Here is an 18,199-nt window from a genome sequence, read left to right on the forward strand (position 1 = left end):
ACACCCCCGCTGCATGCCGCTGCGGCTACACTGCGCGCCGGCTGTTGTTCCTGCCCCACCTTTCCACCCTACGAGGCACCCCCGCGATGCTGTACGCGCAAGTCCACCTGACCCTTCCCGCCTGGATCCACGACCAGATCGACCTGGATCGTCGCTATCCGGGCGACGAGGCCAAGGTCGCACTGGCGATCGAGCTGTCGCGGCTGAATGTCGAACACGCCAGTGGCGGCCCGTTCGGCGCCGTCGTGTTCGGCCCCGATGACAAGGTGATCGCCGCCGGCGTGAACCGCGTCGTGCCGCACGCCACCTCGCTGGCACACGCCGAAAACATGGCCTACATGCTGGCCCAGCAGCGCCTGCAGACCCCGCGCCTGAACGCGGTGCTGTCGCCGGTCACCCTGGCCACCAGCTCGCAGCCGTGCTGCCAGTGCTACGGCGCCACCGTGTGGGCCGGCATTGACCGCCTGCTGATCGGTGCCAGCTCGGCCGACGTGGAAGAACTGACCCCGTTCGACGAAGGCCCGCTGCCGGCCGACTGGGTGGGCGAACTGAACAAGCGCGGCATTGAAGTGGTGCAGGGCCTGAACCGCGATGCCGCGCGCAGCGTGCTGCGTGCCTATGGGGAAGCCGATGGCACCCGTTACTGAGACCGGAATCGGCCTGCTCTGCCTGTGCCGGCAGGGCTTCGAGCCCGAGCTGGCCGGCGAGCTGCAGCACCGCGCCGGCCAAGCCGGTTTCGCCGGCTATGCACGCACGCAGCGCAATGACGGCTACGTGCTGTTCATGTGCGACGAAGCCGCCGCGCTGGCCCCGCGCCTGCCGTGGCGCGAACTGATCTTCGCGCGGCAGAAGCTGGTGGTACTGGCCGAGCTGCCGCAGCTGGACCCGAGCGACCGCATCACCCCGATGCTGGAGGTGCTGGCCGATGCGCCGCGCTTCGGCGATCTGTGGGTGGAACACCCCGATTCGGATGCCGGCAAGCCGCTGTCCGGCCTGGCCCGCGCCTTCGGCAATGCGTTGCGCCCGGCGCTGCGCAAGGCCGGCAAGCTGACCGACAAGCCGAACCCGCGCCTGCCGCGGCTGCATGTGGTCTTCGTCGATGGCACCCATGCGTTCGTCTGCGTGGCCGACCCGGCCGACAGCGCGCCGTGGGCATTGGGCATCCCGCGCCTGAAGCTGCTTCCCGAAGCCCCGTCGCGTTCGGCGCTGAAGCTGGACGAGGCACTGCTGACCCTGCTGGCACCGGACGAGCGCGAGGCGCTGGTGAAACCAGGCATGCGCGCGGCTGACCTCGGTGCCGCCCCCGGCGGCTGGACCTGGGTGCTGACCCGCCAGCACGTGCATGTGCTCAGCATCGACAATGGCCCGCTGCGCCAGCACGTGCTGGACACCGGCCTGGTCGAGCACCTGCGCGCCGACGGCTTCCACTGGCATCCCGAGCAGCCGCTGGACTGGATGGTGTGCGACATGGTCGAGCAGCCGCGGCGCGTGGCCGAGCGCATGGCCACCTGGTTCCGCGAGGGCTGGTGCAGGCACGCGATCTTCAACCTGAAGCTGCCGATGAAAAAGCGCTGGGACGAGACCCGGCTGTGCCTGGACCTGTTCCAGGAGCAGGCCGGCAAGCCGCTGGTGGTGCGCGCCAAGCAGCTCTACCACGACCGTGAGGAAATCACGGTGCTGGCATCGCCGCTGCGCTGAGGCCGTTGCGAATGAACACCCTGCGATATCGCTTGATTGCGCTGCTGATCGCCCTGCTGCCCGCCCTCGCGTGGGCACAGGCGGCACCGCCCGCACCCGCACAGAGCCAACCGCTGCGCGATGACAGCGGCGTGGTGCGCCAGCAGTCGTTGTCCGCCGGCCGGGTGACCGGCAGCGTGGATATCGCCGTGCCGCTGGGCGAAACGCCGGTGACCGTCCGCTCGGTCGCCCCGGCCAGCGTGGTCGGCCAGTACCGCATCCACTTCGCCGCACTGGACGTGGACGGCGACGGCTTCATCAGCCGCGAAGAGGCGCAGGCCAATTCCGCGCTGGCCGATGAATTCAAGGCGCTGGACGTGAAGCGTCGCGGCAAGCTGGACCGCACCGACCTGGCCGGTTGGCTGGTTGATTGATCCGCCTTGGCGATCTTCATCCACGCATGGCGTGGATCTACTGAAACGACGGCACTACCCGCTTACACGCCGGCGGCGCGCTTCCAGAACGCCTGCACCAGCGGCGGCCATTTGCCGACGCAGCCCAGCGCGCGGCCGCGGGCCAGGGTCAGGTGCATTTCATCGTTGGAGAACAGCCGGTTGATCGCATCGAAGCTGTAGGCGGCGATCTGGTTGTCGCTGCGCCGTTCGCGTGCCCAGCGCTGCAGGCGCTGCGGTGACAGACGCGGCTGTCCACGACGCTCGGCCGACGGCGCCAGCCACTGCTGCAGGGCGGCGACATCGCGCAGCCCCAGGTTCACACCCTGCCCGGCCAGCGGATGCACCACATGCGCGGCATCCCCCAGCGCCAGCACGCGACCGGCCACATAGTGGCGGGCCAGCTGGCGCCGCAACGGGAACGCAGCACGCGGCGAGGCCAGCCGCAGTTCGCCCAGGCGGGCGGCGAAGGCGCGGGTCAGTTCGCGGTTGAAGGCGGCTTCGTCCAGCGCCAGCACGCGGGCAGCCTCGTCCTCGGGCAGGGTCCAGACAATCGAGCTGCGGCGTTCGGCCACCGGCAGCAGGGCCAGCGGCCCGGTGGGCAGGAAGCGCTGCCAGGCGGTGGCCTGGTTGGGCAGTTCGCTGTCCACATAGGCCACCACGCCGCGCTGGTGGTAGTCGTGCTGGTCCACCTCGATCCCGGCCAGCTGGCGCAGGGTCGATTCGGCACCATCGGCAGCCACGGCCAACGCGGCATCCAGGCGACGGCCATCGTCCAGGCGCAGGCGCACACCTTCTTCGTCCTGCTCCAGCGCTTCCACCCGCGCCGGGCAGTGCAGCTGTACGCCGGCTGCCGGCAGCGCCGCCCACAGGCGGTCCTGCAGCAGCCCGTTCTCGACGATGTAGCCCAGCTCGCGACGGCCGAAGGGGTCGGCATCGAACAACAGATCCTCACCACCGGCCGCATCCCAGACCTGCATGCGCCGGTACGGCCAGGCACGGGCCTGGGCAATGGCCGGCCACACGCCCAGGCGCTGCAGCAGCTGTACGTTGTCGGCGGCGAACGCGAACACGCGCAGGTCCGGCTGCGCAGCCTGCCACCGGGCAGGCTCGCGGCCTTCCACCAGGGCGACCGACAGGCCCGCATCGGCCAGCGCCAACGCGCAGGCCGCACCGACCACGCCACCGCCCACGATGGCCACGTCCAGACGCATGCGGCGGCTCATGCGGCCTCCCCACGGCACAGGCGCGGCACGTCGCCACGGAAACCCATCGCGCCGCCGACCAGCATCGACTGCACCGACGCGCGTTGCGCCGCCACCAGGCCCAGGCTGCGCAGCGGGCGCAGCAGCGGGGCCGGGTTGCTGGTCAGCCGCGCCAGGCCGCCAGAGAAGGCCACCGTCTGCCGGCGGTCCTCCTCGCGGCGTGCCACATAGGCCTGCAGCAGCGCATCGCTGCCCGCATCGCCGTGCGCGTCTTCCAGCAGCTCGGCCAGGGTCAGCGCGTCGCGCAGGCCCAGGTTGAAACCCTGCGCACCCAACGGGTGAATGGTCTGCGCGGCATTGCCCAGCAGCACCGTGCGCTGCCCGGCCAGCGCACGCGCCAGGACCTGGATCAACGGGTAGGCACTGCGCGGGCCGGATTCAAGCAGGCGCCCCGCCCGCCAGCCCAGCGCGCCCTGCAGGCGCTGTAGCCAGGCCGCATCGTCCAGAGCCATCACCGCGTCGGCCTGGTCACGGGCCACGCCATGCACGCAGCCGAAGTGGCGATCGCCGCGCGGCAGCAGCGCGGTGGGGCCCGTATCGGTGAAGCGTTCCCAGGCGCTGCCGTCGGGCGCGCGCTGGCTGCGCACGCGGGCCACAAACAGGGTCTGCTGGAAGTCGTGGCGGTCTACCTCGATGCCCAGCGCAGCGCGCACGCCACTGGTGGTGCCATCGGCACCGACCACCAGGCGAGCCTGCAGCGCGCGCTCGCCGGCCTCATCGGCCACGCGCACCTGGCGGTATCCCTCAACCACCTCGCCCAGGCCCAGGAAACGCATCGGCCGGTAGCGGTGCAGCCGCGGCAGTTCCTGCAGGCGTGCTTCCAGCGCCTGGCCGAAATCACGTGCCACCACCACCTGGCCGAACCAGGGCCGGTCGTAGTCGGCCGCATCCAGCTGCACGCGGCCGAAATCACCGGCGCGGCTGACATGGATGCGGCGGATCGGGCCGGGGGCCATCGCCAGCTTCTGCATCACCCCCAGCGCGGTCAGCGCATTGACGGTGGCCGCAGCGAAACTGAGGTTGCGCTGGTCGAACACCGCCGGCAGCTCGCCGGCCGGGCTGGCCTCGAGCAGGCCCACGTCCAGGCCCAGGCGGTCCAGGGCGATGGCCAGGCTGGCTCCCACCAGGCCGCCACCGACGATCAGCACGTCATGTCGTTCACTCATGGGCCCATGATACGCGCTCGCCCTGCCCCGACGCCCCACTGTGCGCGGCCTGCGCCCGGGCGCGTGGCGGGCTAGAATGAAAGCTGAATCCGCTCCGGGCCCGCTGCCATGTCCGAATCCGCCAATCGCGCCTTTGTCCTGTCCGTACTCGTACTGGTGATGGCCGCGACCCGCGTCAACCACTTCGCGGCCATCCCCGATGCGTCCTGGGCGGTGTTCTTCATCGGCGGCTTCTACCTGGCGCGCTGGACGCGCTGGGCGTTCCCGCTGCTGATGGTGTTCGCGGTGCTGGTGGACTGGATCGTGATCCGCAGCAGTGGCCTGGATTTCTGGCAGCACTACTGCGTGTCGCCGGGCTACTGGCTGCTGCTGCCGGCGTACTTCTCGCTGTGGGCCGGCGGCCTGCTGCTGGGCCGCAACTACCACGGCGCGCGCTGGTCCACCCTGGGCAAGGGCGCGCTGCTGCTGGTGGCCTCGGTGGCGCTGTGCCACCTGCTGGCCCAGGGCGGTTTCTACTGGACCAGCCGCAACGTGGCCGAGCCGACCGTAGCCGGCTGGGCGCAGAACTACGCGCAGTGGTTCGGTCCCTACCTGCGCACCACCGCGATCTACGTCGCGCTGGCCGGCGCGCTGCAGCTGGCCGTGGAGCAGGTACTGAAGCTCCAGCAGGCCCGCCGCGACATCCAGCACTGAGCCACGCCATGGGCCACCGCCTTTCGCGCATCTACACCCGCACCGGCGATGACGGCAGCACCGGCCTGGGCGATGGCAGCCGGGTCGGCAAGGACGACCTGCGCGTGGCGTCCTATGGCACGGTGGATGAAGCCAATGCCGCCCTCGGCCTGCTGCTGGCCACGCCTCTGCCCGAGGATGTGCGCGCGCTGGTGGTCCACCTGCAGCACCAGTTGTTCGACCTGGGCGCGGAACTGTGCGTACCCGGCCACGCGGCCATCCATGCCGCCGACGTATCTGCGCTGGAACAGCAGCTGGACCACTACAACGCCGACCTGCCGATGCTGAAGGAATTCATCCTGCCGGCCGGTGGCGAAGCCGCTGCCCGCTGCCACCTGGCCCGCACCATCGTGCGCCGGGCCGAGCGCGAAACGGTTGCCCTGGCCCGGGTGGAGACCGTGCGCAGCGAAGCGCTGCAGTACCTCAACCGGCTGTCGGACCTGCTGTTCGTGCTGTCGCGGGTGCTGGCCCGCGCCGGCGGCCATGGCGAGGCGCTGTGGCAGCCGCAGCACCGGCAGCGCTGACTGCCGATGCTGGTCTATACCCATCCGTCCTGCCTGCTGCACGATCCCGGCCCCGGCCATCCGGAGTGCCCGCAGCGCCTGCAGGTGGTGCTCGATGCCCTGCACCAGGCCTTCCCCGGCCAGCTGGAGTGGCGGCAGGCGCCGCCGGCCAAGTTCGGTGAACTGACCCGGGTGCACGACAGTGCCCTGCTCGACTTCGTGCTGCAGCCGCAGACCGCGCCGCTGCGCCAGCTGGACATGGACACCTGGACCTCGCCCGGTTCGGCCAGCGCGGCCGTGCATGCGGCCGGTGCCGGCGTGGCGGCGGTCGATGCGGTCATGCTGGGCGAGGACCCGCTGGCGTTCTGCGCCGTGCGCCCGCCCGGCCACCACGCCACCAGCAGCACGGCCATGGGCTTCTGCCTGCTCAACAACATCGCCGTGGCCGCCGCCTATGCGCGCGACCGCCATGGGCTGGAACGGATCGCGGTGGTCGACTTCGATGTCCACCACGGCAACGGCACCCAGGACATCTTCCAGCACGACGCCCGGGTGTCGTACTACAGCACCCACCAGGCCGGGCTGTTCCCCAATTCCGGCCTGCGCCGCGACCGCGGCGCCGGCAACCTGATGAACATCCTGCTGCCGCCCGGCAGTGGCGGCTTCCGCTTCCGCAACGTCTGGGCCGACGAGATGCTGCCGGCCATCGACGACTTCCGCCCGCAGCTGCTGCTGATCTCGGCCGGTTTCGACGCCCACCTGCGCGACCCGCAGGCCGACCTGATGCTGGAAACCGACGATTTCGCCTGGATCACCCGCGAGCTGCACGCCCTGGCCCGCCGCCATGCGGCCGGCCGGGTGGTGTCCATGCTGGAAGGCGGCTACGACCTGCAGGCCCTGTCCGAGTGCAGCGTGGCCCATGTGCAGGCCCTGCTGGACGGGGCTGCCGGGCAGCGGGCTGGATGAACCCGAACCGGCGTTGGGCGGCAGCCTTCATTGCCCCTATGCAGCGGATGGGGCAATCTACCGTCCGTTTTCGCCCGAATCCGAACCGCGTGCGCCGAGCCCTCCGCCTGCTTCCCCTGCCCCTGAGCATCGCCGTCTGCCTTCCCGCGATGGCCGATGACAAGCCGCTCAACTGGGGCCTGTGCCCGGCGACCGAGGTGATTCCCGCCTTCACCGATGCCCCCACTCCGGTGCCCGGGCAGGACAAGGCCGCGGCCAGCGCCGCCCGCGAACAGCAGCCCACCGACATCGAAGGCGACCAGCTGCTGGGCACCACCACCGTGCCGCAGTACCAGGGCAACGTGGCGCTGCGCCGGGGTGACCAGTTCGTCGGCACCGACAAGCTCAGTTTCGATACCGAGAGCGGCAACTACATCGCCGACGGCAATGTCCGCTACCAGGACGGCTCGATCCGAATGGTCGCCAAGCGGGCCGAAGGCAACCAGGAAAGCGACACCCACAAGATCACCGACATCCAGTACCAGCTGGTGTCGCGCCGTGGCAACGGCGATGCCGAATCGGTCGACCTGCAGGGCGCCGTCGGCCAGATGCACCGCTCGACCTACACCACCTGCGACCCGTCGCAGCCGGTGTGGAAGCTGTCGGCGCCGGAAATCGAAGTGGACAACGACGAAGGCTTCGGTACCGCCCGCAATGCCGTGCTGCGCATCGGCAAGGTGCCGGTGCTGTGGGCGCCGTACTTCAAGTTCCCGATCGACGACCGCCGCAAGACCGGCCTGCTGTTCCCGCAGCTGGGCATGTCCGGGCGCAACGGCTTCGACTACGCCCAGCCGATCTACCTGAACCTGGCGCCGAACTACGACGACACGCTGACGCCGCGCTACATGAGCCGGCGCGGCCTGATGGTCGACAACGAGTTCCGCTACCTCTACAACGGCGGCCGCGGCGAGCTGCTGACCGCCTACATGCCCAACGACAAGCTGCGCGACCGCGACCGCGGCCGGGTGATGTTCGGGGGCTACCACAACGTCGACAGCCACTGGCAGGCCCGCGCCAACCTGGCCTGGGTCAGCGACGAACGCTATGTGGAAGACTTCGCCAACCGCCTGGTGGGCGTGACTGCGTCCAACCTGCAGAGCACCATCGGCCTGTACGGCACCGGCCAGAACTGGACGGCCGGCATCATGGCCGACCGCTGGCAGCTGACCGACTACACCCTCAACGAGAGCGCGCTGGCCTACAACCGCCAGCCGCGCCTGTACTTCAACTGGGACAAGCCGGTCCTGCCGTGGCTGGACGTCGGCGTGTACAGCGAAGCGGTGCGCTTCACCCACGACGACATCAACTTCAAGTACGACGCCAGCGCCGGCGAGGACCTGCAGTACACCCGCAATGGCCAGACCCAGCGCGTGTACGGTGGCTCGCGCCTGGACATCAAGCCCTACGTGTCGTTCCCGATCAGTGGCGCGTCCTGGTATGTCACCCCCACCCTGGCTTACCGCTACACCGGCTACCAGCTGGACCGCGGCCTGGCCGAGAGCATCCGCCGCACGGTGCTGAGCTCGGACGGCATCGACCCGAACACGGCCACGCCCGAACAGCTGCGCGGCAATACCTCGCCCAGCCGCAGCCTGCCGATCGCCAGCCTGGATGCCGGCCTGTTCTTCGACCGCGAAACGAAGATCGGCGGCAAGTCGTTCCTGCAGACCCTGGAGCCGCGCCTGTTCTACCTGCGCACGCCCTACCGCAACCAGGATGACCTGCCGATCTTCGATACCCGCGACTTCACCTTCAGCTGGGGCCAGCTGTTCCGCGATTCGCGCTATACCGGCGCCGACCGCCAGAACGACGCCAACCAGCTGACCCTGGCGCTGGGGACCCGCTTCATCGACCAGACCACCGGCAAGGAACGCTTCTCGGCCGCCATCGGCCAGATCCAGTACTTCGACGAATCGCGGGTGACCGCGGTGCCCGGCGGCGCCCCGGTGGAGAAGGGCAAGTCGGCCTGGATCGCCGATTCGAACTACATGATCAACGACCGCTGGACCCTGGGCGCCACCTACCAGTGGGATCCCAAGTACAAGCGCGAGGATCTGGCCAGCGTCCGCGCCCGTTACCTGATGCCCAACGATGGCGTGATCAACCTGAGCTACCGCTACCGCATCAATGCCGGTGCGGCGGCCAACGCCACCAAGGAACAGCGCACCCTGCTGGAACAGGCCGACCTGTCGTTCCTGTACCCGCTGAATGCGCGCTGGAGCCTGGTTGGCAGGTACTACTACTCCATCCAGGACAGCAAGCCGCTGGAAATCATCGCCGGCGTGCAGTGGGACAGCTGCTGCCTGGCCGTGCGTGCCGTGGCCCGCCGCTACGTGCGCAACCGCGAAGGTGAACTGAACAACTCCATCCAGCTCGAGTTCGTGCTCAAGGGCCTGAGCTCTCTGGGCCAGGACACGGACCGCACCCTGCGCCGTGCTATCCTCGGGTACAACCGCGACGACCTCTATCTCGTGCCGCCCAGCAACACCGGGGCGACCCGGGATGACTACGATCCGAATCAGATCCCATGACCAAGAGCTTCCCCGTTCTCCTCGCCTCGCTGCTGGCGGTGTCCAGCGTGTCCGCCCCTCTGCAGGTCATCGCGCAGGAAGCCCAGCCGTTGGACCGCATTGCAGCCATCGTCGATGAGGACGTGGTCCTGCAGAGCGAACTGCAGCGCGCCATCATCAACATCAAGGCCCAGTACGCCGGTCGTGAGAACCAGCTGCCGCCCGATGACGTGCTCAGCCGCCAGGTGCTCGAACGCCTGGTGCTGGTGAAGCTGCAGGTGGCCCGCGCCCAGGGCAGCGGTATCCGCGTCAGCGACCAGGAACTGAACCAGGCGATGAACTCGATCGCCCAGCAGAACGGCTCCAACCTGGACGCCCTGCGCCAGCGCCTGGCCTCGGACGGCATCGATTTCAACGATTTCCGCGCCTCGGTGCGTGACGAGATCACCGTGCAGCGCCTGCGCCAGAGCTTCGCCCAGAGCCGCATCAGCGTCAGCGAGGGTGAAGTCGACGCCGCCCTGAAGCAGCAGGCCACCACCGGCAACCAGTACCACCTGGCGCACATCCTGGTGGCCGTGCCCGACGGTGCCAATGCCGACCAGATCGCCACCGGCCAGAAGAAGGCCGACGGTGTGAAGGCCCTGCTGGACAAGGGCGAGCTGGACTTCAACGCCGCCGCAGTGCGTTATTCGGACAGCCCCAACGCGCTGGAAGGCGGCGACCTGGGCTGGCGCAGCCTGGATGAAATCCCGGCTGCCTTCGCGCAGATGATGCAGCAGATGAAGGCCGGTGACGTGGTTGGCCCGATCCGCGGCCCCAGCGGCTTCCAGCTGCTGAAGCTGGTCGAGGTGCGTGACGCCACCGCCGCCGCCGGCAGCCATACCGTCACCGAGTACCACGGCCGCCACATCCTGGTGCGCGTGGACGACAACCAGAGCGAAGCCGCCGCCAAGGCCAAGATCGACACCCTGCGTGCGCGCATCGTGGGCGGTGCCGACTTCCAGGCCGTGGCCAAGGAATCTTCGGAAGACAACAACAGCAAGGGCCAGGGCGGCGATCTGGGCTGGTTCCCGGCCGATGCCTTCGGTCCGGCGTTCGGCCAGCAGGTTGAGGGCATCCAGGATGGCGGCGTCAGCCAGCCGTTCCGTACCGATGCCGGCTGGCACATCGTGCAGCGCGTGGCGACGCGCCAGACCGACGTGACCAGCGACAACCAGCGTGCCCAGGTCCGGGAGACCATCGGCCGCCGCAAGCTGGAAGAGGAATACAACCGCTTCCTGCAGGAACTGCGTGGCGAAGCCTACGTCAGCTTCCGCAGCGGCGACCGCGCGGAAAACACCGCAACGCCGCCGCAGTCCTGATCGATGCGCCCCGAGCTCGCTCTGGTACCGGGCGAGCCCGCCGGGATCGGCCCGGAGCTGTGTGTCCGCCTTGTCCAGCAGCCGCGTGATGATTGCCGGCTGCTGGCCTTCGCCGACCCGGATACCCTGCGCGCGGCCGCTGCCGCGCTGAAGCTGCCGCTGCAGCTGCTGCCTGAAGACGCCGACGCCCGCCTGCCGGGCGATCTGCGCCTGCGCCCCCTCGCCAACACCACCCCCAGCCGTTTCGGCCAGACCGACCCCGCCAATGCGGGCGCGGTGATCGGCGCGTTGCTGGCGGCCGGCCAGGCCTGCCTGTCCGGCGAACTGCACGGCGTGGTCACCGGCCCGGTGCACAAGGCGGTCATCAACGAAGGCGGCATTGCCTACAGTGGCACCACCGAACTGCTGGCCGACCAGGCCGGCGTGAAGGTGGTGATGATGCTGGCCAACGACATCGTGCGCGTGGCCCTGGCCACCACCCACCTGCCGTTGCGCGAAGTGGCCGATGCGATCACCGCCCCCAGCCTGGAACACACCCTGCGCACCGTGCATGCCGCGCTGCGCCGCGAGTTCGGCCTGACCGCGCCACGCATCGCCGTGCTGGGCCTGAACCCGCATGCCGGCGAAGACGGCCATCTGGGCCGCGAGGAGCTGGACCTGGTCATTCCCCTGCTGCAGCGCCTGCGCGCGGAGGGCATGGACCTGGTCGGGCCGCTGCCGGCCGATACCGCCTTCCTGCCGGCCAAGCTGGCCGGCTTCGACACCGTACTGGCCATGTACCACGACCAGGGCCTGCCGGTGCTGAAGTATTCCGGCTTCGAGCAGGCGGTGAACCTGACCCTGGGCCTGCCCTACCCGCGCGTGGCGGTGGACCATGGCACCGCGCTGGACCTTGCCGGGCGTGGCATTGCCGATCCTTCCAGCCTGCAGGCGGCAACGGCGCTGTGTGCGCGGCTGGCCCGGCAACGTACACTGAGCGCATGAATTCCCCGCATTCCCCCTCCGGCCCGGTGTTCACCGCCCCGGCCAAGAAGCAGCTTGGCCAGCATTTCCTGGCCGACCGCCACTACATCGACAGGATCGTGATGGCGGTCAACCCGAAGGACGGCGACCGCCTGGTCGAAATCGGCCCGGGCCAGGGCGCGATCACCCTGCCCCTGCTGCGCGTGCACCCGACGCTGACGGTGATCGAGTTCGACCGCGACCTGATTGCGCCGCTCACCGCCGCCGCCGAACCGCTGGGCGATCTGACCATCGTCCAGGGCGACGTGCTGCGCGTGGACTTCACCGCGCTGGCTGCCGGCCAGTCGATCCGCCTGGTCGGCAACCTGCCCTACAACATTTCCTCGCCCATCCTGTTCCATGCGCTGGAGCACGCCGCGGTCATCCGCGACATGCACTTCATGCTGCAGAAGGAAGTGGTCGACCGCATGGCCGCCGGCCCCGGCAGCAAGGTCTATGGCCGCCTGAGCGTGATGCTGCAGGCGTACTGCCAGGTCACTTCGCTGTTCGTGGTGCCGCCGGGCGCGTTCCGTCCGCCGCCGAAGGTCGATTCGGCCGTGGTGCGGCTGGTGCCGCGCGACCCGGCCACGATCAGCATCAACGACCACACGCGCTTTGCCGAAGTGGTCAAGGCCGCCTTCGGGCAGCGCCGCAAGACCCTGCGCAATGCGCTCAACAACGTCGTCACGGCCGAGCAGTTCGCGGCCGCCGGCGTGCGCCCCGATGCCCGTGCAGAACAGCTGGATGTGGCTGAATTCATCGCTTTGGCCAATGCCACCTGATTACACTGCCGGTATGGAAGACGCTGACGTTTACGCCATCACCGTCGAGGTTGCCCCGCGCTTCCTCGATGACCAATCCGCGCCGGAAGACGGCCGCTATGCGTTCGCCTACACGATCCGCATCCACAACCAGGGCCAGGTTGCGGCGCGTCTTGTCGCGCGCCACTGGCGCATCACCGATGCCAACGGCCGTGTCGAACATGTCGACGGCGATGGGGTGATCGGCGAGCAGCCGCGCCTGCGCCCGGGTGAAGACTTCCGTTACACCTCCGGTGTCATGCTGGGGACCGACCACGGGACGATGCAGGGCCACTACGACATGGTCGCCGACGACGGCACCGAATTCGCCGCGCCGGTCGCACCTTTCGTGCTGGCCATCCCGCGTACCCTGCACTGACACGGAGGCCGGACGATGAGTGTGTGGGCGATCGGCGACCTCCAGGGCTGCTACGACGTAACCCAGCGATTGCTGGAAAAGATCCGTTTCGACCCGGCGCAGGACACCCTGTGGTTCTGCGGCGACCTGGTCAACCGCGGCGGCCAGTCGCTGGAAACGCTGCGGCTGGTGCATTCGCTGCGCGAGCACAGCGTGGTGGTGCTGGGCAACCATGATCTTTCGCTGCTGGCCGTCGGTGCACGCACCGAAGAGGAACAGCGCAAGGTCAACCCGGACCTGCTGCGCATCGTGCAGGCCGAAGACCGCGACGAACTGCTGGACTGGCTGCGCCTGCAGAAGCTGGTGCACGTGGACCGTGAACTGGGCTGGATGATGGTGCACGCCGGCCTGGCGCCGAAGTGGACCACGCAGATGGCCGAGAAGCACGCCGCCGAAGTGGAAGCACAGCTGCACGGTGCCGGTTACCGCAAGCTGTTCCGCAACATGTACGGCGACAAGCCGAGCTGGGCACCGAACCTGTCCGGCTACGATCGCTCGCGGGCGATCATCAACGTGCTGACCCGCATGCGCTACTGCACCCCGCGTGGGCGCATCGGCATCGAGGACAAGGGCACGCCTGGCACGCAGGAACAGGGGCTCTACCCCTGGTTCGAAGTGCCGGGCCGGGTCGAGCGCGACCTGAAGGTGGTCTGCGGCCACTGGTCGGCGCTGGGCCTGACCATCACCCAGGGCGTGCATGCCATCGACACCGGTGCGGTGTGGGGCGGCAAGCTGACCGCCATCCAGCTCGATACCGACGAACTGCGCGTGGTGCAGGTGCCCGGACGCGACGTGCCGGCGCCGGTAGCCAACGCACGCCCACCGGCGCGCCCGGCCCATGAGCGGCCTGCGGCCGCTGCCCAGGGCAAGGACGCAGGTACCGGCAATGGCGCCGCCGCGCCGGGCAGCCGTGGACCGCGCCGCCGCCGCCGTCGTGGCGGGGGTGGCAACGGGGGTGGCAACGGCAGCACCCCAGGCACGCCCCCCACGGCATGACGCGCCCGGGCTCGGCACCATGGACGGTGCTGCTGCTGACGCTGGCCGCCGCCAGCGGCTGCCAGCCCGACCCCTCCCCCGCACCTGCCACCACGCAGGGCAGCGCCACCACCCCGGCCGTGGCACACGCGCCCTCGCCGCCCCTGGTGGCCGCCGCGCGCGCGCAGATCGGCGTGACCACGCGCTACGACCACGCCTACCAGGTGCTGGCCTATCCCGGCGGTGATGTCGCGCCCGATCGTGGGGTGTGCACCGACGTGGTGGTGCGTGCGCTGCGCCAGCAGGGTCTGGACCTGCAGGCCCGCGTGCACGAAGACATGCGCAGCCATTTCAGCGCCTATCCCGCGCTGTGGGGCCTGGCACGACCGGACCGCAACATCGACCATCGCCGCGTGCCCAACCTGATGCGCTGGTTCGAACGCCACGGCTGGCAGCAGCCGATCAGTACGCGGGCGGCGGATTACCCGGCCGGCGACATCGTGGCCTGGAAGCTCAACGGCAACGGCCTGCTGCACGTGGGCATCATCTCCGACCGGCAGCGAGCGGACGGCACACCGCTGGTGATCCACAACATCGCCCATGGCACGCGCGAAGAGAACCTGCTGTTCCAGCACACGATCATCGGCCATTACCGGATGCCGTAAGCGGCTCCGGGATGTATCCGCGGAAGGCAGTCGAGCATGGCTCGACTCTACATACGCACGTAGTGCACGAAGCGGAACGCGTAGGCGTGGCGCGCATCGGCCGGGTGCGGCTCGCTGCTGGTTTCCTGCCACACCGCTGCATCCACGTCCGGGAAATGGGTGTCGGCCGGTACTTCCGCATCGACCCAGGTCAGGTACAGGTCGCTGGCCTGGTCCAGCAGCTGGCGGAAGATCTCGCCGCCGCCGATGATGCACAGCTCGCTGGCGCCCTCGCCTTCGGCAATCGCCTTCGCTTCATCAAGCGACGCCACCGCACGCATGCCTTCGAACGGCACCCGGCCGCTGCGGGTCAGCACCAGGTTGGTCCGCCCCGGCAGCACGCGGCCGATCGATTCGGCGGTCTTGCGCCCCATCAGGATCGGCTTGCCCAGGGTGAGCGCCTTGAAGTGCTTGAAGTCGTCCGGCAGGTGCCAGGGCATGGCATTGCCCTGGCCGATGCCCCGGTTGCGGTCCAGCGCCACGATCATCGACAGCTTCATTGCGCTCACACCGCCACCGGCGCCTTGATGGCCGGGTGCGGGTCGTAGCCGTCGATGCGGATATCGTCGAACTGGAAACCGAACAGGTCGGTCACCTCCGGGTTCAACCACAGCTTCGGCAGCGCGCGCGGTTCACGCGACAACTGCTCGCGGGCCTGCTCGAAGTGGTTCGAATACAGGTGCGCATCGCCCAGCGTATGCACGAAGTCGCCCACGCCCAGGCCGGTGGCCCGCGCCACCATGTGGGTCAGCAATGCATAGCTGGCAATGTTGAACGGCACGCCCAGGAATATGTCGCCGCTGCGCTGGTACAGCTGGCAGCTGAGCTTTCCATCGACCACGTAGAACTGGAACAGGTTGTGGCATGGCATCAGCGCCATCTGCGAAAGCTCGCCCACATTCCACGCACTGACCACCAGCCGGCGCGAATCGGGGTTGCGCTTGATCTCGTCCACCAGCCACTGCATCTGGTCGATCTCGCGGCCATCGGCGGTGGCCCAGCTGCGCCACTGCTTGCCGTACACCGGGCCGAGGTCGCCGTTCTCGTCGGCCCACTCGTCCCAGATGCGCACCTGGTGGTCTTTCAGGTAACCGATGTTGGTGTCGCCCTTCAGGAACCACAGCAGCTCGTGGATGATCGAGCGCAGGTGCAGCTTCTTGGTGGTGACCAGCGGGAAGCCTTCGTTGAGGTCGAAGCGCATCTGCCAGCCGAACACGCTGCGGGTGCCGGTACCGGTGCGGTCGCTCTTTTCCGCGCCGTGTTCGAGCACGTGCGAGAGCAGGTCCAGGTACGGCTTCATGCCTTGCCCTCCGCGGCCGCCAGCGGCTGCGGCTGCGGCTGCAGTACTGGAGCGCGGCGCGACAGGGCCAGCAGCACCAGACCGAAGGCGATGAGCGGCACGCACAGGATCTGGCCCTTGGTCAGCCAGCCGAAGGCCATGTAGATGCCGTTGTCGGGCATGCGCACGAACTCGACCGCGAAGCGGAAGATGCCGTACAGCAGCGCGAACAGGCCACCGATCAGGTAGCGATGGCGCGGCTTGGCCGACACCGCCCACAACACCACGAACATCACCAGGCCTTCCAGCGCCGCTTCATACAGCTGCGAGGGATGGCGGGCGTACTGGTTCAGCGCACCGCTGGCGAACTGCGCCTGCAGGGTGGCGGTGTCGAGCTGGTTCAGCGGCGCCGGCAGGCCGGACGGGAACACCACGCCCCAGCTGCCATCGGTGTACTTGCCCCACAGCTCGGCACCGATGAAGTTGCCGATGCGGCCGAAACCCAGGCCCAGCGGCACCAGCGGCGCCATGAAATCCATGGTGTCGAAGAAGTGCAGCGCGTGCTTGCGCGACCACCACCAGCAGGCGGCGATCACGCCCAGCAGGCCGCCGTGGAAGCTCATGCCGCCGTCCCAGACCTTGAACAGCAGCAGCGGGTTGTGCAGGAAATCGCCCAGCGCGTAGAACAGCATGTAGCCGATGCGCCCGCCCAGCACCACGCCCAGCATGGCGTAGAACAGCAGGTCGGAGAACCCGTTGGCATCAACGCCCGGCAGGCGCCCGTCGGCGATGCGCTTGCGCCCCAGCAGCCAGGCCGCGGTGAAGCCAAGCAGGTACATGATGCCGTACCAGTGCACCTTGATCGGTCCCAGCGAAAGGGCGATGGGGTCGATGTCGTGGAAATAGATCATGAAGGGTGCCTTGCGGTTGAACGCCTATTCTCGGGCCAGCGCCGCCCCGGCTCAACCGAGGATCTGCGGCGTGTTGGGCAGGCCGTCATCGTCGGACCGCGTCGAGGCCGGAAAGTGCCCTTCCACCAGCCCGGACACCTCGTCGATGGCATCGCGCAGGGCCTCGACCGGGTCGGCGCCCCGCAGGCCCTCGCGCAGATGGGTGCAGACCCGCTGCCACTGCGCCGGACTGACCCGGCCATGCAGGCCGCGGTCGGCCACGATCTCGATGGCATGGTCGGCCAGCAGCAGATAGATCAGCACGCCGTTGTTGTGGTGGGTATCCCAGGTGCGCAGCTGGGCGAAGGCCTGTTCGGCCGCCTGCCGCGCGGTCACGCCCCGCCACAGGGCATGCAGCGGCAGGTCCGCTTCCACCGCGAACATCACCTGCCCGCCATGGCGCTGCTCGCCGCTGGCGATGGCCTCGGTGATGGCCTGCAGGGTGGCCGGCGGGAAGCTGCGCCGCACCGAGGGCGAAACCAGATGCCGCCAAAGACGTTGGATCATCACCAGCCCCCCGAAGCGCCGCCGCCGCCGGAACGGCCACCGCCGCCGCCCCAGCCGCCGCCGCCACCAAAACCCCCGCCCCCGCCGAAGCCGCCTCCACCGCCCCAGCTGCCACCACCCCAACCACCGCCCCCGGCAAAGCGGCCGGGATGGCCGGACAACATCGCCACCACCAGGCCGACCACGCCGGCCAGGCCACTGGCCAGCAGGGTGGAGGTGAACAGGAAGGCGACCAGGGCTGCGCCACCGCCGCCCAGCAGGCCGCGCAGCGGGCGCGGGACGCGCGAGAACACCCCGCGCAGGATGCTGCCGGCGAACACGCCGATGAACAGCGCCAGGATCCAGGTATCGCCACCGCCGCCGGGTTCATGGCCGCGCTGGCCGCTGACCGGTGCCGGCAGCGGTTCACCGTCGATCAGCTTGACCAGCACGCCGGTGGCGTCGGTGATGCCCCCGGCGTAGTCGCCACTGCGGAAGCGCGGCACCAGGTACTCCTGGATGACCCGGTTGGCGACGGCATCGGGAATGGCGCCTTCCAGGCCGTAGCCCGGCTCGATGCGCACGCGCCGGTCATCCTTGGCCACCACCAGCAGCACGCCATCGTCCACGCCCTTGCGACCGATCTGCCACTGGTCGAAGACGCGGGTGGTGTACTGGGCGATGTCCTCGGGCTGGGTGCTGGGCACCACCAGCACCTGCAACTGGCTGCCCTTGCGCTGCTGCAGCGCCAGCGCCTGCTGCACCAGCGCCTGCTTCTGCGTGGCATCCAGGGTGCCGGTGGTATCGACCACCGGCGAATCCAGCGCAGGAATGGGTGCCAGCGACTGCGCCTGCGACGCCAGCGGCAGCCACAGCAGGAACGCCAGCAGCAGCGCGGTGGCCAGGCGCATCGG

20 protein-coding genes are annotated in these 18,199 nt (G+C 69.1%); 13 read left to right on the top strand and 7 right to left on the bottom strand.

What is annotated here, in order from left to right; genetic code table 11:
- Nucleotides 1-86 precede the first annotated feature (86 nt).
- The 3 genes from ACM2ZB_RS11340 to ACM2ZB_RS11350 are packed head-to-tail and all read left to right on the top strand — an operon-like array spanning nucleotide 87 to nucleotide 2,111.
- On the top strand, nucleotides 87-647 hold the full coding sequence (locus tag ACM2ZB_RS11340) for a nucleoside deaminase (protein ID WP_108755466.1): 561 nt from the start codon (nucleotides 87-89) through the stop codon (nucleotides 645-647).
- Entirely contained in the window at nucleotides 631-1,698 is a 1,068-nt protein-coding gene (rlmM, locus tag ACM2ZB_RS11345) for a 23S rRNA (cytidine(2498)-2'-O)-methyltransferase RlmM (protein WP_416055491.1), read from the top strand. The genes ACM2ZB_RS11340 and rlmM overlap by 17 nt, the downstream gene beginning before the upstream one ends.
- Nucleotides 1,699-1,718: 20 nt before the next feature.
- A complete protein-coding gene (locus ACM2ZB_RS11350) occupies nucleotides 1,719-2,111 on the top strand; it encodes an EF-hand domain-containing protein (protein WP_416058544.1) in 393 nt (130 codons plus the stop codon).
- Between the two features lie 62 nt (nucleotides 2,112-2,173).
- Here ACM2ZB_RS11350 and ACM2ZB_RS11355 read toward each other — a convergent pair whose 3' ends face one another.
- Together ACM2ZB_RS11355 and ubiH are read right to left on the bottom strand one after the other, a co-directional pair.
- The gene (locus ACM2ZB_RS11355) at nucleotides 2,174-3,355 is read right to left on the bottom strand and encodes a UbiH/UbiF family hydroxylase (protein WP_416055492.1); all 1,182 of its coding nucleotides are present in this window, start codon (nucleotides 3,353-3,355) and stop codon (nucleotides 2,174-2,176) included.
- Complete coding sequence (ubiH, locus tag ACM2ZB_RS11360) at nucleotides 3,352-4,560, bottom strand: 2-octaprenyl-6-methoxyphenyl hydroxylase (protein ID WP_416055493.1); 1,209 nt, start codon at nucleotides 4,558-4,560, stop codon at nucleotides 3,352-3,354. Before ubiH ends, ACM2ZB_RS11355 begins: the two co-directional genes overlap by 4 nt.
- Nucleotides 4,561-4,668: 108 nt before the next feature.
- On the opposite strand from ubiH, the gene ACM2ZB_RS11365 reads away from it, so the two are divergent.
- The 10 genes from ACM2ZB_RS11365 (at nucleotide 4,669) to ACM2ZB_RS11410 (ending at nucleotide 14,531) form a co-directional block, all read left to right on the top strand.
- The gene (locus ACM2ZB_RS11365; protein WP_313439942.1) at nucleotides 4,669-5,253 is read left to right on the top strand and encodes a hypothetical protein; all 585 of its coding nucleotides are present in this window, start codon (nucleotides 4,669-4,671) and stop codon (nucleotides 5,251-5,253) included.
- Nucleotides 5,254-5,261: 8 nt separating this feature from the next.
- Nucleotides 5,262-5,816, top strand: coding sequence for a cob(I)yrinic acid a,c-diamide adenosyltransferase (locus tag ACM2ZB_RS11370; protein ID WP_313439944.1), 555 nt, complete (start codon nucleotides 5,262-5,264; stop codon nucleotides 5,814-5,816).
- 6 nt (nucleotides 5,817-5,822) lie between these two features.
- The gene (locus ACM2ZB_RS11375) at nucleotides 5,823-6,761 is read left to right on the top strand and encodes a histone deacetylase family protein (RefSeq protein WP_313439945.1); all 939 of its coding nucleotides are present in this window, start codon (nucleotides 5,823-5,825) and stop codon (nucleotides 6,759-6,761) included.
- Between the two features lie 89 nt (nucleotides 6,762-6,850).
- Nucleotides 6,851-9,331 (top strand): LPS-assembly protein LptD, encoded by a 2,481-nt coding sequence (gene lptD / locus ACM2ZB_RS11380; RefSeq protein WP_313439948.1) that lies wholly within the window; start codon nucleotides 6,851-6,853, stop codon nucleotides 9,329-9,331.
- A complete protein-coding gene (locus tag ACM2ZB_RS11385; RefSeq protein WP_416055494.1) occupies nucleotides 9,328-10,671 on the top strand; it encodes a peptidylprolyl isomerase in 1,344 nt (447 codons plus the stop codon). The genes lptD and ACM2ZB_RS11385 overlap by 4 nt, the downstream gene beginning before the upstream one ends.
- Nucleotides 10,672-10,674: 3 nt before the next feature.
- A complete protein-coding gene (gene pdxA / locus ACM2ZB_RS11390; RefSeq protein WP_416055495.1) occupies nucleotides 10,675-11,655 on the top strand; it encodes a 4-hydroxythreonine-4-phosphate dehydrogenase PdxA in 981 nt (326 codons plus the stop codon).
- The gene (rsmA, locus tag ACM2ZB_RS11395) at nucleotides 11,652-12,455 is read left to right on the top strand and encodes a 16S rRNA (adenine(1518)-N(6)/adenine(1519)-N(6))-dimethyltransferase RsmA (RefSeq protein WP_416055496.1); all 804 of its coding nucleotides are present in this window, start codon (nucleotides 11,652-11,654) and stop codon (nucleotides 12,453-12,455) included. Before pdxA ends, rsmA begins: the two co-directional genes overlap by 4 nt.
- Nucleotides 12,456-12,468: 13 nt before the next feature.
- Entirely contained in the window at nucleotides 12,469-12,852 is a 384-nt protein-coding gene (gene apaG, locus ACM2ZB_RS11400) for a Co2+/Mg2+ efflux protein ApaG (protein ID WP_313439959.1), read from the top strand.
- A gap of 15 nt (nucleotides 12,853-12,867) precedes the next feature.
- Nucleotides 12,868-13,887, top strand: coding sequence for a symmetrical bis(5'-nucleosyl)-tetraphosphatase (locus ACM2ZB_RS11405; RefSeq protein ID WP_416055497.1), 1,020 nt, complete (start codon nucleotides 12,868-12,870; stop codon nucleotides 13,885-13,887).
- Nucleotides 13,884-14,531 carry a DUF1287 domain-containing protein gene (locus tag ACM2ZB_RS11410; protein ID WP_416055498.1) on the top strand — a complete coding sequence of 216 codons (648 nt, stop codon included), beginning with the start codon at nucleotides 13,884-13,886 and terminating at the stop codon, nucleotides 14,529-14,531. The genes ACM2ZB_RS11405 and ACM2ZB_RS11410 overlap by 4 nt, the downstream gene beginning before the upstream one ends.
- A 47-nt stretch (nucleotides 14,532-14,578) precedes the next feature.
- Here ACM2ZB_RS11410 and ACM2ZB_RS11415 read toward each other — a convergent pair whose 3' ends face one another.
- Genes ACM2ZB_RS11415 through ACM2ZB_RS11435 form a run of 5 tightly spaced genes read right to left on the bottom strand, consistent with a single transcriptional unit; the run spans nucleotide 14,579 to nucleotide 18,196 of the window.
- Nucleotides 14,579-15,070, bottom strand: a complete 492-nt coding sequence (locus ACM2ZB_RS11415; RefSeq protein ID WP_416058545.1) for a dihydrofolate reductase — start codon at nucleotides 15,068-15,070, stop codon at nucleotides 14,579-14,581.
- Between the two features lie 5 nt (nucleotides 15,071-15,075).
- Nucleotides 15,076-15,870: a thymidylate synthase gene (locus ACM2ZB_RS11420; RefSeq protein WP_416055499.1), complete on the bottom strand. Its 795-nt coding sequence runs from the start codon at nucleotides 15,868-15,870 to the stop codon at nucleotides 15,076-15,078.
- Nucleotides 15,867-16,760: a prolipoprotein diacylglyceryl transferase gene (gene lgt / locus ACM2ZB_RS11425; protein WP_416055500.1), complete on the bottom strand. Its 894-nt coding sequence runs from the start codon at nucleotides 16,758-16,760 to the stop codon at nucleotides 15,867-15,869. Before lgt ends, ACM2ZB_RS11420 begins: the two co-directional genes overlap by 4 nt.
- 51 nt (nucleotides 16,761-16,811) lie before the next feature.
- Complete coding sequence (locus ACM2ZB_RS11430) at nucleotides 16,812-17,306, bottom strand: TPM domain-containing protein (RefSeq protein ID WP_313439974.1); 495 nt, start codon at nucleotides 17,304-17,306, stop codon at nucleotides 16,812-16,814.
- Nucleotides 17,306-18,196, bottom strand: a complete 891-nt coding sequence (locus ACM2ZB_RS11435; protein ID WP_416055501.1) for a TPM domain-containing protein — start codon at nucleotides 18,194-18,196, stop codon at nucleotides 17,306-17,308. Before ACM2ZB_RS11435 ends, ACM2ZB_RS11430 begins: the two co-directional genes overlap by 1 nt.
- Nucleotides 18,197-18,199 lie beyond the last annotated feature (3 nt).

It is taken from the genome of Stenotrophomonas maltophilia (genome assembly GCF_047782825.1).
Lineage (GTDB): Bacteria > Pseudomonadota > Gammaproteobacteria > Xanthomonadales > Xanthomonadaceae > Stenotrophomonas.

Excerpts from the sequence above, each read along its gene's own strand:
- ACM2ZB_RS11340 (WP_108755466.1), top strand. The coding sequence starts at position 87 with ATGCTGTACGCGCAAGTCCACCTGACCCTTCCCGCCTGGATCCACGAC.
- rlmM (WP_416055491.1), top strand. The coding sequence starts at position 631 with ATGGCACCCGTTACTGAGACCGGAATCGGCCTGCTCTGCCTGTGCCGG.
- ACM2ZB_RS11355 (WP_416055492.1), bottom strand. The coding sequence starts at position 3,355 with ATGAGCCGCCGCATGCGTCTGGACGTGGCCATCGTGGGCGGTGGCGTG.
- ubiH (WP_416055493.1), bottom strand. The coding sequence starts at position 4,560 with ATGAGTGAACGACATGACGTGCTGATCGTCGGTGGCGGCCTGGTGGGA.
- ACM2ZB_RS11365 (WP_313439942.1), top strand. The coding sequence starts at position 4,669 with ATGTCCGAATCCGCCAATCGCGCCTTTGTCCTGTCCGTACTCGTACTG.
- ACM2ZB_RS11370 (WP_313439944.1), top strand. The coding sequence starts at position 5,262 with ATGGGCCACCGCCTTTCGCGCATCTACACCCGCACCGGCGATGACGGC.
- ACM2ZB_RS11375 (WP_313439945.1), top strand. The coding sequence starts at position 5,823 with ATGCTGGTCTATACCCATCCGTCCTGCCTGCTGCACGATCCCGGCCCC.
- ACM2ZB_RS11385 (WP_416055494.1), top strand. The coding sequence starts at position 9,328 with ATGACCAAGAGCTTCCCCGTTCTCCTCGCCTCGCTGCTGGCGGTGTCC.
- pdxA (WP_416055495.1), top strand. The coding sequence starts at position 10,675 with ATGCGCCCCGAGCTCGCTCTGGTACCGGGCGAGCCCGCCGGGATCGGC.
- rsmA (WP_416055496.1), top strand. The coding sequence starts at position 11,652 with ATGAATTCCCCGCATTCCCCCTCCGGCCCGGTGTTCACCGCCCCGGCC.
- apaG (WP_313439959.1), top strand. The coding sequence starts at position 12,469 with ATGGAAGACGCTGACGTTTACGCCATCACCGTCGAGGTTGCCCCGCGC.
- ACM2ZB_RS11405 (WP_416055497.1), top strand. The coding sequence starts at position 12,868 with ATGAGTGTGTGGGCGATCGGCGACCTCCAGGGCTGCTACGACGTAACC.
- ACM2ZB_RS11410 (WP_416055498.1), top strand. The coding sequence starts at position 13,884 with ATGACGCGCCCGGGCTCGGCACCATGGACGGTGCTGCTGCTGACGCTG.
- ACM2ZB_RS11415 (WP_416058545.1), bottom strand. The coding sequence starts at position 15,070 with ATGAAGCTGTCGATGATCGTGGCGCTGGACCGCAACCGGGGCATCGGC.
- ACM2ZB_RS11420 (WP_416055499.1), bottom strand. The coding sequence starts at position 15,870 with ATGAAGCCGTACCTGGACCTGCTCTCGCACGTGCTCGAACACGGCGCG.
- lgt (WP_416055500.1), bottom strand. The coding sequence starts at position 16,760 with ATGATCTATTTCCACGACATCGACCCCATCGCCCTTTCGCTGGGACCG.
- ACM2ZB_RS11430 (WP_313439974.1), bottom strand. The coding sequence starts at position 17,306 with ATGATCCAACGTCTTTGGCGGCATCTGGTTTCGCCCTCGGTGCGGCGC.
- ACM2ZB_RS11435 (WP_416055501.1), bottom strand. The coding sequence starts at position 18,196 with ATGCGCCTGGCCACCGCGCTGCTGCTGGCGTTCCTGCTGTGGCTGCCG.